Annotated in this window: 11 protein-coding genes; 7 read left to right on the plus strand and 4 right to left on the minus strand. The window is 40.8% G+C overall.

Features of this window, described 5'->3' with window-relative positions:
* Positions 1-34: 34 nt before the first annotated feature.
* Entirely contained in the window at positions 35-3,346 is a 3,312-nt protein-coding gene (gene secA / locus R2Q66_RS02615) for a preprotein translocase subunit SecA (protein WP_316746437.1), read from the minus strand.
* A gap of 717 nt (positions 3,347-4,063) precedes the next feature.
* Between secA and R2Q66_RS02620 the strand changes: the two genes are divergently transcribed.
* The gene (locus tag R2Q66_RS02620) at positions 4,064-5,305 is read left to right on the plus strand and encodes a hypothetical protein (protein ID WP_316746438.1); all 1,242 of its coding nucleotides are present in this window, start codon (positions 4,064-4,066) and stop codon (positions 5,303-5,305) included.
* 278 nt (positions 5,306-5,583) lie between these two features.
* Positions 5,584-6,855: a phosphoribosylamine--glycine ligase gene (purD, locus tag R2Q66_RS02625; RefSeq protein WP_316746439.1), complete on the plus strand. Its 1,272-nt coding sequence runs from the start codon at positions 5,584-5,586 to the stop codon at positions 6,853-6,855.
* Between the two features lie 52 nt (positions 6,856-6,907).
* Here purD and R2Q66_RS02630 read toward each other — a convergent pair whose 3' ends face one another.
* The 3 genes from R2Q66_RS02630 to R2Q66_RS02640 form a co-directional block, all read right to left on the minus strand.
* Positions 6,908-7,114 carry a hypothetical protein gene (locus R2Q66_RS02630; protein ID WP_316746440.1) on the minus strand — a complete coding sequence of 69 codons (207 nt, stop codon included), beginning with the start codon at positions 7,112-7,114 and terminating at the stop codon, positions 6,908-6,910.
* A 14-nt stretch (positions 7,115-7,128) separates the two neighbouring features.
* Positions 7,129-8,136, minus strand: coding sequence for a hypothetical protein (locus R2Q66_RS02635; RefSeq protein WP_316746441.1), 1,008 nt, complete (start codon positions 8,134-8,136; stop codon positions 7,129-7,131).
* 89 nt (positions 8,137-8,225) lie between these two features.
* Complete coding sequence (locus R2Q66_RS02640; protein WP_316746442.1) at positions 8,226-9,098, minus strand: DUF6266 family protein; 873 nt, start codon at positions 9,096-9,098, stop codon at positions 8,226-8,228.
* A 459-nt stretch (positions 9,099-9,557) separates the two neighbouring features.
* On the opposite strand from R2Q66_RS02640, the gene R2Q66_RS02645 reads away from it, so the two are divergent.
* From R2Q66_RS02645 to R2Q66_RS02665, 5 genes are read left to right on the plus strand one after another with little or no spacing between them, the layout of a single operon-like run.
* Complete coding sequence (locus tag R2Q66_RS02645; RefSeq protein WP_316746443.1) at positions 9,558-11,282, plus strand: HAD-IIIC family phosphatase; 1,725 nt, start codon at positions 9,558-9,560, stop codon at positions 11,280-11,282.
* Between the two features lie 13 nt (positions 11,283-11,295).
* Entirely contained in the window at positions 11,296-11,532 is a 237-nt protein-coding gene (locus R2Q66_RS02650) for an acyl carrier protein (RefSeq protein WP_316746444.1), read from the plus strand.
* 25 nt (positions 11,533-11,557) lie between these two features.
* Positions 11,558-11,965: a VOC family protein gene (locus R2Q66_RS02655; RefSeq protein ID WP_316746445.1), complete on the plus strand. Its 408-nt coding sequence runs from the start codon at positions 11,558-11,560 to the stop codon at positions 11,963-11,965.
* A 2-nt stretch (positions 11,966-11,967) separates the two neighbouring features.
* The gene (locus R2Q66_RS02660; RefSeq protein ID WP_316746446.1) at positions 11,968-13,422 is read left to right on the plus strand and encodes an MBOAT family O-acyltransferase; all 1,455 of its coding nucleotides are present in this window, start codon (positions 11,968-11,970) and stop codon (positions 13,420-13,422) included.
* 5 nt (positions 13,423-13,427) lie between these two features.
* Complete coding sequence (locus tag R2Q66_RS02665) at positions 13,428-14,336, plus strand: hypothetical protein (protein ID WP_316746447.1); 909 nt, start codon at positions 13,428-13,430, stop codon at positions 14,334-14,336.
* The last annotated feature ends 1 nt before the right edge of the window (position 14,337 follow it).

Raw genomic sequence — 14,337 nt, forward strand, 5'->3', positions numbered from 1 at the left:
TACAAAAATCGGCATTCTAAATGTGTATTACAAATTACAATCCTGCGCCGTGGCAGTTTTTGAATTTCTTACCACTTCCACAAGGACACATATCGTTCCTTCCAACCGTAACTTCTTTACGGATTGGCACCTGTGGAGCAGCTTCACGCGTATCTTCCATAGTCATTGGCTCATTACCAACTGAAATTTCGAAATCTGCTTTTGTCGTTTTCAATTTGCTCGCAGCAGGTTTTGGTGCCTGAGCTTCTCTAACGTCATTAGGATCTGTTTCAATTGGAATACCACCTTTATATAAGAAACTAACTACTTCTTTATTTACGGCATTCAACATGTTTTTAAACAGGTTAAAGGCTTCCATTTTGTAAATGATCAGTGGATCTTTTTGCTCGTATACCGCATTCTGAACCGATTGCTTCAACTCATCCATTTCACGCAAATGCTCTTTCCATGATTCATCGATCAGGGCAAGTACAATTGTTTTTTCGAATGATTTAGTCACCTCACGGCCATTGTTGTCGATTGCTTTTTTCAAGCCAACCGGCACTTGGATGCTACGGATACCATCAGTAAAAGGAACAACGATTTGCTCGATGTGTTCTCCACGCTCTTCAAACACCTGATTCAATACCGGCATTGCCTGTTGGATAATACCTTCAGATTTTCTGGCGTAGAAAGCAGTCACCTCATCAAATAATTTATCTGTTAAGTGGTGTACGTTTCTTGCACTGAATTCTGCCTCATCGATCGTTGTATCCGCAGAGAAGTTTTTGATCACTTCCAGTTTGAAACCTTCGTAATTTCCTTCTTCTTTATATTCTGTAACGATATCTTCCGCAACGTCAAAAGTCATGTTGTTCATGTCTACGTCTAAACGCTCACCGAACAAGGCATTTTTACGTTTCGCATAAATTACGGTACGTTGTGAGTTCATCACATCATCGTACTCTAATAAACGCTTACGGATACCAAAGTTATTTTCTTCTACTTTTTTCTGTGCACGCTCAATAGATTTGGTAATCATCGAATGTTGAATTACTTCACCATCTTCGATACCCATTTTCACCATGATGTTAGAGATTCTTTCAGAACCAAATAACCTCATTAAGTTATCTTCAAGAGAAACGAAGAACTGAGAAGAACCCGGATCACCCTGACGACCGGCACGACCACGCAACTGTCTGTCTACACGACGAGACTCATGACGCTCTGTACCCACGATAGCCAAACCACCTGCTTCTTTAACACCAGCACCTAGTTTAATATCCGTACCACGACCAGCCATGTTGGTTGCAATCGTTACCTGTCCAGCCTGACCTGCTTCAGCTACGATATCTGCCTCTCTCTGGTGCATCTTCGCGTTCAACACATTGTGTTTAATACCACGAAGTTTTAGCATTCTGCTCAACAACTCAGAAATCTCAACTGAAGTAGTACCTACCAATACCGGGCGGCCTGCCTGAGTTAATTTAACGATCTCTTCTGCTACTGCATTGTATTTTTCACGAACCGTACGGTAAACGTAATCCTGGTGGTCAATTCTCGAGATCACTCTGTTTGTAGGGATTTCCACTACATCCAGTTTATAGATCGACCAGAACTCACCAGCTTCCGTAGTCGCTGTACCCGTCATACCACAAAGTTTATGGTACATACGGAAGAAGTTTTGAAGTGTTACTGTCGCATAAGTCTGTGAAGCATCTTCTACTTTCACATTTTCTTTTGCTTCGATCGCCTGGTGTAAACCGTCAGAATAACGACGACCATCCATGATACGACCGGTTTGCTCATCAACAATTTTGATCTTTCCTTCATCGATGATGTATTCTACATCCATTTCGAATAAAGTATAAGCTTTCAACAATTGATTTACCGAGTGAATTCTTTCTGCTTTAATCGAGTAATCGCGCATCAGGGCATCCTTCTGTGCAATTTTCTCTTCATTACTCAAATCAGATTTTTCGATCTCAGCGATCTCAGTACCTACATCCGGTAATACGAAGAAATGAGCATCTTCACCAGATTTGGTGATTAACTCAATACCTTTTTCCGTAAGCTCAACCTGGTTGTTTTTCTCATCAATATAGAAGTACAATTCCGAATCTACTTTCGGCATGTTCTTCGACTGATCAGCCATGTAATGATTTTCAGTTTTCAATAAGGTTTGTTTAACACTACCCTCACTTAAAAACTTGATCAATGCTTTATTTTTAGGCAAACCACGGTGTGCACGTAAAAGTGCTAAACCACCTTCACCTTCTTCGGTTCCGGCTTTACCATCATTAATTAATTTCTTAGCTTCATTTAAAGCTTTAGTTACATATTCTCTTTGTGCAGCAACCAATCTTTCGATCCTTGGTTTCAGCTCATGGAATTCATGTTGATCTCCAAAAGGAACCGGACCAGAAATGATCAAAGGCGTACGGGCATCATCAATTAAAACTGAATCGACCTCATCCACCATGGCGAAATGCAATTTACGTTGCACCAGCTGATCTGGAGTCTGCGACATATTGTCACGCAGGTAATCAAAACCAAACTCATTATTGGTACCATAAGTAATGTCAGCAAGGTAAGCATCACGACGCTCCTGAGAGTTTGGCTCATGCTTATCAATACAATCTACTTTAATACCATGGAATTCGAATAAAGGACCATTCCACTCCGAGTCACGTCGTGCCAGGTAATCATTCACTGTTACAATGTGAACACCTTTACCAGCAAGCGCATTCAGATAAGCAGGTAATGTACTTACCAAAGTCTTACCCTCACCCGTAGCCATCTCAGAGATTTTACCACTGTGAAGTACCATACCACCGATCAACTGAACATCGTAATGTACCATGTTCCATTTCACTTCAGTACCGGCAGCATCCCAGGTATTTGCCCAGAAAGCTTTATCACCTTCAATCACTACATTGTTTCTGCGAACCGCATAATCTCTGTCGTGCTGACTGGCAGTCACTTCTAAGCGTGGGTTTTCAGAGAAACGTCTTGAAGTTTCTTTAACCACCGCGAAAGCCTGTGGAAGAAGGTCTAACAATACTACTTCTAATTCTTTATCACGTTCTTTAATCAGTTCATCGATCTGATCATATAAAGCTGTTTTCTCAGACAATGACAAAACCTGACCTTCACCTTCCGCTTTTAAGCCAGTGATTTTTCCGTCGATATCCGCTAAAGCCTGTGCAATAACATCTTTAAAATAAACCGTTTTATTACGCAACTCATCATTGCTCAGTACAGAAAGCTTCGAATACTCTTCGTTAATCCTGATAACTATAGGCTGTAAAGCCTTAATATCTCTTTCCGATTTGCTTCCAAATACTTTGGTTAAAAATCCTAACATCTTCTATGTTTGTGTTTATTGTTTATTACTAATTGAGAACCCTACAATTTACAACAACCAGGCCATATCAAACTACAAGTCAGAATGGCAGTCATCGGGCGCTAAAATTACAAAATATCCTGTAATTTGCTTTAGCATCGCGATTTTATTTAAAACATTGTTAAACACCTCCACCGCATCCCTTTCCCCGGGAGTCAATTCTTTCTTTTAAAAATCAGCGAAAATGTATGAATTTGGTCATTCACCTAATAAAGGTATTTTAAATTATTATTGGAGAAGTATTGAAAAACAGATCGATCCATCTAATAAAAAGAGAAGAAACTTAACCATCTGTCCTTGCAACCTATAAAATCAATAAGCTTCCAAGTGATTAAATAGAATTCCACCGTAATTAATCTAACGATCATAAAAGGATCAACAATCACATATATTTTATCAAAAAAATAATAAATTTTTGTTTAAAAAAACACTTTTATTCTCATAATCACACAATAACTAACCGATAATTTCATAACTTACTGAAAAACAAACATAAACATGATTTTAAACCAAAAAAAAGCCGCAGTCATCAAGAAACGGAGGCATCAAAATGCTATCCCTCCTTAATTTCAAAAAAACTTAACCATAAAATATAATTAGAAACCACTTAATCTAATTATGATTATTAGTCTTTTTTTACAAAAAAATAAACCATAAAACCTACAAAAAACCAACTAAATGAAAAAAATTAATCTCTTAGTAGTCATACTACTCTTTGTTTTCGGAATACAATCCTGTAAAAAAACCGAGTCCATTCAAAAAGACCAGACACAATCAGAAAAAAAACTTCCAAATTCCTCACAACGATTAGCTTTACAGAAATTCGGCAACTCTTTACCTCAATTAAACAATAGTCTCGAGGAATTCATTGGCGTGGCACCTCCTGTAACAGGGGCTCCGGCTACTCCACCCCTCACAGAAGCTCAGGCAGCAGCATTATTAGCACCGCTTATTAATAACTCAGGAACCTTATTGAACAGTTACGGTTTTTCAAATCTAGAAATCACAGAAGAGTACGGCAGTATGAATGACCCAAAAGTTGCCATACTCGGATTAGTCTTATATGTATTAAACGAAAATGATCCAGATGGGCCTGCTATGGATTGCCTGATCACAGCATTAGGTGGGGACGACATACGAGATCTTCTTGAAAGTACCGTTGAACGAGACTTTAATACTTACGGCACTAGAAAGCTAATAATGAGGGCTGTCGGAAAGGTTGCGGCAAGATTCGGTCTTGGCCACCTTGGAACCGCAATAATGATTTATGAATTTATGAACTGTTATTGGGGTGTTGAATCTGGTCCGGGAAGTATGTATCCTCCGATCGACCCTAACACCCCACTTATTCTCCCTACACCACTTCAACAAACAATCTATTACACAACAAACTTCTCCATTATTGGAACGGGACTAGAACCATATCCTAGTACTGACCTTTTCTATAATCCTGGTGACAGCAAATATTATTCTGATGTTAGTTTTAATCAACAGCTTCAGGATGCCTATTATATTCTGAATGTAGATTACAACACGGGCAAGTATTACCAAATCCTAAATGGAAAAGTTGTGAAGATTGCTTACGCAAAGGATGGTCCACCCACTCCCATAGGTCAACCGCTCCTATTCCCAACACCGCTCCCTTCAATGGCCTACTTCACTACCGTCTACACAGCTATCGGAAATGGATTCGAGCCTTACTCTTTTAGTACGGGAATCTTCTACAGCCCATACACAGGCAAGTATTATTCAGACTCTAGTTTAACTGTGAAGCTGACAGATGCCTTCTACATTTTGCAGGAAGATTATACCTCTGGCAAATACTATCAGGTAATAGATGGGAAGGTTGTACATATTGGTCACGCACAACTTCCGGGTGATGTCCCAATTACGCCAACACCTCCTGTGGTGCAGCCCTAATCAACTTTTTTAAGCAACATTAAAAAGATCCACTATACAGCTAGCAGGTTAAAATCTGTTAGCTGTTTTTAGTCTATTCCATCAACAACCCTCTATAATAATTACGCTCCAACCCGTCGGATCCACTACTCAGTAGTATCATTTAAAAGTTCAAACTTCTTCGAACTTTTTAATATTCAACTTAACCAGTGATAATTTAGCTAAAGCGGTATATTTGCCGCTACGAACCGGGCAGATACCCGATCCACCTAACAATTCAAACAACAAATCATACATAGATGAATATCTTACTATTAGGTTCTGGCGGCAGAGAAAGTGCATTAGCCTGGAAAATGAGCCAATCTTCTCAATGTTCTAAACTGTTTATTGCACCAGGCAACGGTGGTACCGGTGCTTACGGGAAAAACATCAGTCTGAACCCTAATGATTTTGAAGCCGTTAAAGCTTTTGCATTAAAAGAAGCTATTGAACTTTTAGTAGTTGGCCCGGAAGAACCCCTGGTTAATGGCATCCATGATTTCTTTGCCAAAGATGCTTCATTAGCACATATCCCTGTGATCGGCCCTAAAAAAGAAGGTGCGATCCTGGAAGGAAGTAAAGATTTTTCTAAGCAATTCATGGCTCGCCATGGTATCCCAACACCAGGATCAAGGTCTTTCAGCAATGAAAACCTGGAAGAAGGATTGGCTTACCTTGCCGCTCATGCCCTTCCGATTGTTTTAAAAGCAGACGGATTAGCCGCAGGAAAAGGTGTATTGATTCTGGAAAGCATCGAAGAAGCGCAGGCAGAATTAAAGCTGATGCTGGGTGGTAAATTCGGTAATGCCGGAAGCACAGTGGTGGTTGAAGAATTCCTTACCGGAATAGAGCTTTCTGTTTTCGTATTGTCAGATGGTGAAAACTATGTGATCCTTCCTGAAGCGAAAGATTATAAAAAAATCGGTCAGGCAGATACCGGCCTGAACACTGGTGGAATGGGATCCGTATCTCCGGTACCTTTCGCTGATGCCGCTTTCCTGAATAAAGTAGAGCAGAAAATCATCATTCCTACGATTGAAGGTTTGAAGAAAGACAAAATTGATTATACCGGCTTTATCTTCTTTGGTCTATTCAAAGTTGGTGATGAGCCTTTAATTATAGAGTACAATTGCAGAATGGGCGATCCGGAAACGGAAAGCGTTATTCCACGTATCGAAAACGATCTGGTAGAACTGTTCATGGCAACTGCTCAAAAGAAATTAAAAGATTACAAATTAACCATCAGCCCTAAAAATGCAGCAACCGTAATGATCGTTGCAGGTGGCTATCCTGGTGATTACGAAAAAGGGAAAGTGATTACCGGCATTGAAAATGTGCGCAATTCTCATGTATTCCAGGCAGGAACAGCTTTAGAAGGTGGTATCGTGAAAACTAATGGCGGTAGAGTACTTGCCGTGACCAGTTTGCAGGATAGCCAGTTTGAAGCTTTGCAATGCGCTACAGGTGATGCAGCACGCATTTACTTTGATGGCAAATATTTCAGAGAAGATATTGGTTTTGACTTAATGTAAGTCTGAATCATGGACATAAAAAAGCGGCTTGTTCTGGAACAAGCCGCTTTTTTTATTGTAATTTCCGCTGCTGAATTACCTTTTCTATTTTCTCAGGAAAGACACCATCCAGCCAGATATAATAGTTTTTTCTTAAACGAACGACCTCAGATAAACGTTCGGAAGCAGTCTTACCTGACCAATATAAAACATCAAGATCGTCTTCATCCTCCATTTTAACATGGTTAACTACCATCGCAATCTTTCTTTCCCGCTTCATATAAGAAAGCGGGCTTACTTCCTTTTCAAGGATCTGCTTCCGGAAAGGTTATACCTTAATCCGAAGGCTTGCTGACTATCAATCACCCCATCTACAAAGTGGAAAGACAGCGCCAGTTTAGCTTCCAGGTTTTTATAAACAATTGGTCTCCAGGTCAGGTCTGTTCTGTTATATGTTTTTGCGGTATAGAATTTATCGCCCATAATCAGGTGATGGCCTTCTCCTTTATAAAAGGAATTGACGATTCCGAACTTATGGTATTCCATATTCAGTTCCAGCAACATCCCTTTAGGTGTTTTCCAGCTCCCTACGGTACGTACGCGTTCAAAGGAGATCATTCCACCAGCACTCAAGGTTAATGAATCCAGAAAGGTCTTTTTAGATAGATCCAGTCCGACTTTTACACTTGCTGCACCATTATCTTCCACATGGTCATCAGGAATCGGAATCCCGGGACCTGCATTGTGGAGCATCATCGCATGATGGGAAACAAAGAACAGGTCTTTTTTATACGTTCCTGAAAAGCCAAAGATGAAATTCTCTCTTGCCGTACCCGTTTGTCTGCTGGTCCAGTCAATAAAGATGATTTGTTTCCAGTTTTCATTCTCATATTTCACCAACATCCCTTCGATATTAGGGCGGTAATAGTTTAACGTATCATTTAAGATGGCACGTGGAAAGTCGGAGATCAGTCCCTGTCTGGGGAAAGCACCCATAAAGAAGTTCCAGTTCTTCTTCATATACTGGTAATAAGCGACCGGTGCAATGCTGGCTGTAAACTTCGGAGAACCGAATTCATGAAGCGCATTGAAACCAATCCTGATTCTGTGGGTACTATCTATCAAAAGGCCGACTTCCGGAGAAATCCGCATACCAAAAATAGTCTCAGAGAAGCGGTTCGACTTCGCATATTCTCTGTTATCAACAAAACCGTGAAAGTTTAAATTTCCCTCTAATTCCTGGGCATAGGTATTCATAGCTGTACATAGTACCGCAAAAGTCAATAATAAGCGAATCCGCATAGTTTGTTGTTATGGTTCAAATCGTAAAAATAAACGACGACCAAAATTAATATAATTCCGCTATCCGGCAATTAAAAATAAACGGGGTATTACCCGGGTTTCATGACCCTGGATCCCCATCTATTCGCCAGTACCAGATATTCGGTTTCCAAATTCCGGAATACTTTTACCGATAGCCTTTCTTCGGGTTTGAGCTTCATTTGGGCCTTATATTGAGCGCTTACCTGCTCATATCGTGCTAACGCCGCCAAATCCGCTGCCGGGTCATTTTCTAATTCCCCTGCCTTTCCAGCTGTTTTTACCTTGATTTTTGGTTTTTCAAAAGCACCGTTCAGGTTGCCCAGATAGATGGTATCTGATACCGTATCATGGTTTGCGGCACTTAAAAACAGGTATACTTCCATAGAACTTTCCAGCTCTTCCTCGGCTAAAGCTAGAAAAGCAGTCCCCATCTCCCTTTTAGAAAAGTTCAACTCTATTTTCTGCCTCCTGCTTTTTGGAAAATAAACGGCCAGTTGCAGACAGTCATCATATTGCGAACCCATTCCGGATTGATACAAAGGATCCCAGCTGATTTGTAAACCACCTTCCACTTTCTCCATACGGAGGCCTTCAGGGTTCTGTAACGTACCCTTACTGAATTGTATTTTAGCATAATCGATGCTGATGTTCGGATATTCCCCCTGCAAAGCATTTTTCTTATTGTAGGATACCGCCAGGTTGTGCTGATTTCTGATCGTTCCACGGGCTTCCAGCTCATATCCATTGTTCAGATAATCTTTAAAGTGACCCAGAAAATGCGTGATTACCCGCATAGACTCATGATTCGCCTTTTGTTTCGGACTAGGTTTGCCGGGTTTACCTACGGTTCTGTGAACCAATTGACCTCTTAACATATAAGAGACCACATTGCCTAGCTTACCGCTTGGGTAGCCATGCATTCCATTTCTTGAAACTGACATAATATTAAAATTTAATTGTTTACTCAGTCCAAGTTGGACAAAATTAAATCAGTAAACAACCGCCAAAAAAAATTAGCTAAAAATAGAAGAATGGACAAATTAGAAGGAAAGAGTCTCAGGATTAAAAAAGATGGGGAGGCTAAAAAAGGCCTCTAACAGGGCATGAGGCCGGCTGAGGCCCTAGCAAACCACTTTCAAAATAGCCTCAATCCCCCCATAAATCAACAGCATATCCATGCAGTACCAAGTCGATTTTTTCCCTTTTTAACCATCCTCTTCCCCGAAAATCCTCAGCCTTCTTTCCATGCTGATAAAATAACACTATGCCAGCATGTTAGCGATATTTTCATCTTCTCTTAATTAGAAAAAATAGCTATTTTCGTAAACACATTGACCAGTTTTGGGTAGCATATTTATCTAAATAGACACCTTAGACTTTAGCTTGCGCTTTATACCTATATGATATCTTTTAAAGAACTTAAACGAAACTTAAAAAAAGACCCTGGCTCCCTTCCAACACGGAAAGTTGCCCTCCTGGGCGATGCAGCCACTCAATTTCTAGCGGTAGCTATTCAAGGAATGGGCTATGAAAGAAACTATAACATTGATTTATTTGAAGCCGAGTATAACCAGATCGAGCGACAAGTATTAGACCCTACCTCAGATTTTTATGAGTTTGCAGCCGATTATTCTATCGTGTTTCAATCCACACATAAACTCCTGGAAAAATATAGTACCACCAGTCCGGCAGAACAAATAAATATGGCCGATGACCGTCTGGATTTTATCCGGATGCTCTGCAATTCTGTTTCAGGCCGGATCATTTATTACAACTACCCTGAAATTGAAGATACCGTTTTTGGAAGTTATGCCACCAAAGTACCTTCCTCTTTTACCTTTCAGCTGCGTAAGCTGAATTTTGAACTGATGAAGATCGCTCAGGAGTATCCGAATTTTTTCATCTGCGATATCGCAGGATTGCAAAATAAATTCGGCCGTGATCAGATGTTCAATAGCCATGTTTATGTCAGTACCGAAATGGTGCTCAGTCTGGATATCCTCCCTTATGTAGCTTCCCGGACACTGGACATTCTATGTGCCATAGAAGGAAAATTCAAGAAATGCCTGATCCTGGATCTCGACAATACCACCTGGGGCGGCATCGTTGGTGATGATGGCTGGGAAAATATTCAGGTAGGTCATGGATTAGGAATCGGTAAAGCATTTACCGAATTTCAGCAATGGGTTAAAAAACTTAAAAATCGCGGCATTATCATCGCCGTGTGTAGTAAAAACGACGAAGATAAGGCCAGAGCTCCTTTTGAACTCAATCCGGAAATGGTGCTGAAAATGGATGATATCGCAGTATTTGTAGCCAATTGGGACAATAAAGCGGATAACATCCGATTGATTCAAAGCGTCCTCAATATCGGATTCGATTCCATGGTATTCCTGGACGACAATCCTTTTGAACGCAATATCGTCCGCGAAAACGTACCTGAAATTACCGTTCCTGAACTTCCGGAAGACCCGGGAGAATACCTGGAATACCTGTATTCCCTGAACCTTTTTGAAACCGCATCCTATTCTAATGCAGATGCCGAAAGAACCGCACAATATCAGGTAGAACACCAACGCGCTTCCCTGCTGAAAACATTTACCAATGAAGCCGATTTCCTGAAATCATTGAACATGGTTTCGGAGGTTAAAAACTTTGATTCTTTTAACAAGGTTCGTGTAGCCCAGTTATCGCAAAGAAGCAATCAGTTTAACCTGCGTACCGTGCGCTATACGGAAGCCGAAATTGAGTCTTTAGGTCAGGATGATCAGTATGTAAGTTTCTCTTTCGACCTTTCCGATAAATTTGGGGAGAACGGCCTGATTTGCGCCATTATCCTAAAGAAAGAAGATCCGGAAACGCTCTTTATTGACACCTGGTTTATGAGCTGCAGGGTATTGAAACGTGGAATGGAAGATTTTACCCTGGACAGGCTCATCACCTATGCCAAAGAAAATGGCTTCAAACGCCTCGTTGGGGAATACCTTCCAACCGCAAAAAATCAAATGGTAGCCGCTCACTATCCAAAACTTGGCTTCCAGCAACTGGAAGGAACAGCCGAATTGCAGTTCGAACTGGAAGTAGCGCAACACCAAAGCAAAGAATTTTATATTACCCACAAATAAAACAACAAAAACAATGGATCGTAATGAGATTTTAGTAAAAGTGCAGGATATTTTCCGCGACGTATTGGATAACGAAGAGATTGTATTAACTCCTGAAACCACCGCAGATGATGTAGAAGATTGGGATTCCCTGACACACATTCAGCTGATTGTAGGCATTGAAAAAGAAATGAAAATTAAATTCACATCTAAAGAAATCCTTTCCTGGAAAAATGTGTCGGAAATGATCGATTGTATTGCCAGTAAATAATTAAACGCTTAACAAAAAAATAACGGTGCTCAAAGATTCTACTTTTCATCACATTGGCTATGTAACCGATAGCATAGCCAATACCTCCGGTTTTTACCTGCAAACCGGCTACCAGGCTACTGAAATTATTGAAGATGATATCCAAAGGGTTCACATCTGCTTCCTGAACAAACCAGGCTTTCCAAGAATAGAACTGATTCAGCCTGTTGATGAGCTGTCTTCAGTGAATAAAATATTAAAGAAAACCGGCGTTGCCCCTTACCATGTCTGTTATGAAGTACCAGACATCCATCTTGCTTATGAAGAACTGGTAGAAACATTGGATTTCATCCCCTTATTCCGCCCTGTGGAGGCCATCGCACTAGAAAACAGACTCATCTGCTACCTCTATAAAAAAGACGTAGGATTTATAGAATTGGTAAATAAACATTAATAATGGTCGTAAATTCCATCAACTTCTTAATATTTTTTGTGGTCGTTTTTGCCGTTTACTTTTTTCCTTTAAAAGGTAAAGCTACCGCACAAAATATTTGGCTACTCCTTGCCAGTTATTTCTTTTATGGCTTCGCAGAATGGCAAATGATCCCCTTGCTGCTTGGCGCAACCGTAGTTTTTTACGGCCTGGGCATGGCCATCGGAAAATATAAGGAAAGCAATGAAAAATTAGCTTCGGGCCTGACTACCCTGGGTGTCGCCCTCGGCATTGGCTTATTGCTCTATTTCAAATACCTCAACTTTTTCATTAAGTCGTTCAGCGACTTTTTCAATGCCATCGGTCTCCAAACACATTGGAGCACCTTTAATATCCTGATGCCCCTGGGGATCAGTTTTTTCACTTTTAAACTCATCAGTTACCTCATCGAAATTCACCGCGGCCATATCGAACCCGCAAGGAGCTTCGTAGATTTCGCGACTTATATTTCCTTTTTCCCAACCATCCTTTCCGGTCCTATCGACCGCCCGAAACCTTTTCTGGCGCAATTGGCTGTTGGCAGGGTCTTAGATTACGACCTGGCTTCTATTGGCTTGAAAAGAATCTTTTGGGGGATGTTCATGAAAATGTGTGTGGCAGACCGGCTGGCGATTTATGTTGATGCGATCTTCGACAATTCCATTCACCATAATGGAACCTCCCTGGCCTTTGCCTCCCTACTCTACCCCATCCAGATGTATGCCGACTTTGCCGGTTATTCTGAAATGGCCATTGGTGTAGGCTGCTTACTTGGATTGAAAATTACGGAAAACTTTAAACGCCCCTTCTTCTCGCAAAATATTGCCGAATACTGGCGCAAATGGCACATCTCCCTTACCGGATGGCTCACCGATTATGTGTTCATGCCGCTAAATATCCGCTTTAGGAATTTTGAAAAATGGGGATCTATTTTCGCCATCATCATCACTTTCATATTGATCGGATTATGGCATGGTGCGGATTGGACTTTCGCCATCTTTGGCCTCTATCATGGCTTGCTGTACATCCCCTTGATGCTGTCTGGTGCCTTCTTTAAAAAGAGTAAAATCAAAAAGAATGCTAGTGGTTTCCCGGATTTCAGCAGTACCCTGAAAATGCTGGGCACCTTTTTACTGGTCGCCTTAGGTCTCATCCTGTTCAGGTCTACCAATTTGGCGGAAGCCGGAAATATCATGTATAAAATCGCTACCAATTGGGGCAGTTTATTCCTGGATTTCACGACCCTGGTGAATGGCTTATTGTGTCTGTTTATCCTGTTCTGCAAAGATTTCAGAGATGAATTCTTCCCTGAAAAACAGGCTTTTAAAACCGGATTTATCGCGAAATACCGTTATGAACTGACGATCTCCGCTTATATCCTTTTAATCCTGTTTTTTGGCATACTCGATGGCAATCAATTCATCTATTTTAAATTTTAATGGAGATGAGAAAATTCTTACAAAGATTACTGATCATTTTGCTGATCACATTTGTGGCCGACAGAGCCTTATCTTTTGTCGTCCATATTTTTTATAAAACCACCAGTACCACCAACGAGCATAAAGTGAATACGGTGATCTACAAGATGAATGAACCGGTTGTGATTATGGGTAGTTCCAGAGCACACCACCATTATATCCCGTCCATTATTAGCGATACCCTGAAAAAGGGCGTCTACAATGCCGGTTTATGGGGAATGCGCAACATTTATTTTCAATACGGCTTACTTAGTAATATCCTGGAAAGATATACTCCGGAAACCATCTGCCTGGAAATACACCCAACCGATTACCTGGAAACGCCTTTCTCTACGATAGAAGCTGTAGGGCCACTGACCCCATTTATTGGTTACAGTCCGGGTTGTGATAGCGTTTTGAAAAAAGCAGGATACTATTACAAAGGTGAGGTATCTCATTTGTACCGCTATAATGGCGAATTTGCAAACCTCCTGGTGGGTAATATCAGCGAACGTACTGCGGAGGCCGACAAAGGTGTTAAAGTCTTATACGGTGAACTAGACACGGTTTTAGTACCCGTTAAGCCGGAGAAATTTGATTTCCCGGTCAGTAAAGACAAACTGAAATATCTCCAGGCCTTTATCGATAAATGTAAAGAAAAGAAGATCCAGCTAATCCTGATCTATTCGCCGATGTATGCCGTAGAAAAAACCAATTTGTTCCAGATTCCGGACAGCATCGCCAAAAAGAACCATATTCCTTTTATCAATACCTATCAGCAGGCGGGTATTACCGGCAATGCCCGTAATTTCTTTGATCCCGGTCACCTCAATGAAACCGGTGCAAAAAAGTATTCTTCGCTAATCGCTACTGAGTTGAAAAAATATATCAAATAGC

Source organism: Pedobacter gandavensis, from assembly GCF_032677645.1.
GTDB classification, from domain to species: Bacteria; Bacteroidota; Bacteroidia; order Sphingobacteriales; family Sphingobacteriaceae; genus Pedobacter; species Pedobacter gandavensis_A.

What these genes read in the sequence shown, in the direction of transcription:
- secA (WP_316746437.1), bottom strand. Translation starts at nt 3,346, where the DNA reads ATGTTAGGATTTTTAACCAAAGTATTTGGAAGCAAATCGGAAAGAGAT.
- R2Q66_RS02620 (WP_316746438.1), top strand. Translation starts at nt 4,064, where the DNA reads ATGAAAAAAATTAATCTCTTAGTAGTCATACTACTCTTTGTTTTCGGA.
- purD (WP_316746439.1), top strand. Translation starts at nt 5,584, where the DNA reads ATGAATATCTTACTATTAGGTTCTGGCGGCAGAGAAAGTGCATTAGCC.
- R2Q66_RS02630 (WP_316746440.1), bottom strand. Translation starts at nt 7,114, where the DNA reads ATGAAGCGGGAAAGAAAGATTGCGATGGTAGTTAACCATGTTAAAATG.
- R2Q66_RS02635 (WP_316746441.1), bottom strand. Translation starts at nt 8,136, where the DNA reads ATGCGGATTCGCTTATTATTGACTTTTGCGGTACTATGTACAGCTATG.
- R2Q66_RS02640 (WP_316746442.1), bottom strand. Translation starts at nt 9,098, where the DNA reads ATGTCAGTTTCAAGAAATGGAATGCATGGCTACCCAAGCGGTAAGCTA.
- R2Q66_RS02645 (WP_316746443.1), top strand. Translation starts at nt 9,558, where the DNA reads ATGATATCTTTTAAAGAACTTAAACGAAACTTAAAAAAAGACCCTGGC.
- R2Q66_RS02650 (WP_316746444.1), top strand. Translation starts at nt 11,296, where the DNA reads ATGGATCGTAATGAGATTTTAGTAAAAGTGCAGGATATTTTCCGCGAC.
- R2Q66_RS02660 (WP_316746446.1), top strand. Translation starts at nt 11,968, where the DNA reads ATGGTCGTAAATTCCATCAACTTCTTAATATTTTTTGTGGTCGTTTTT.
- R2Q66_RS02665 (WP_316746447.1), top strand. Translation starts at nt 13,428, where the DNA reads ATGAGAAAATTCTTACAAAGATTACTGATCATTTTGCTGATCACATTT.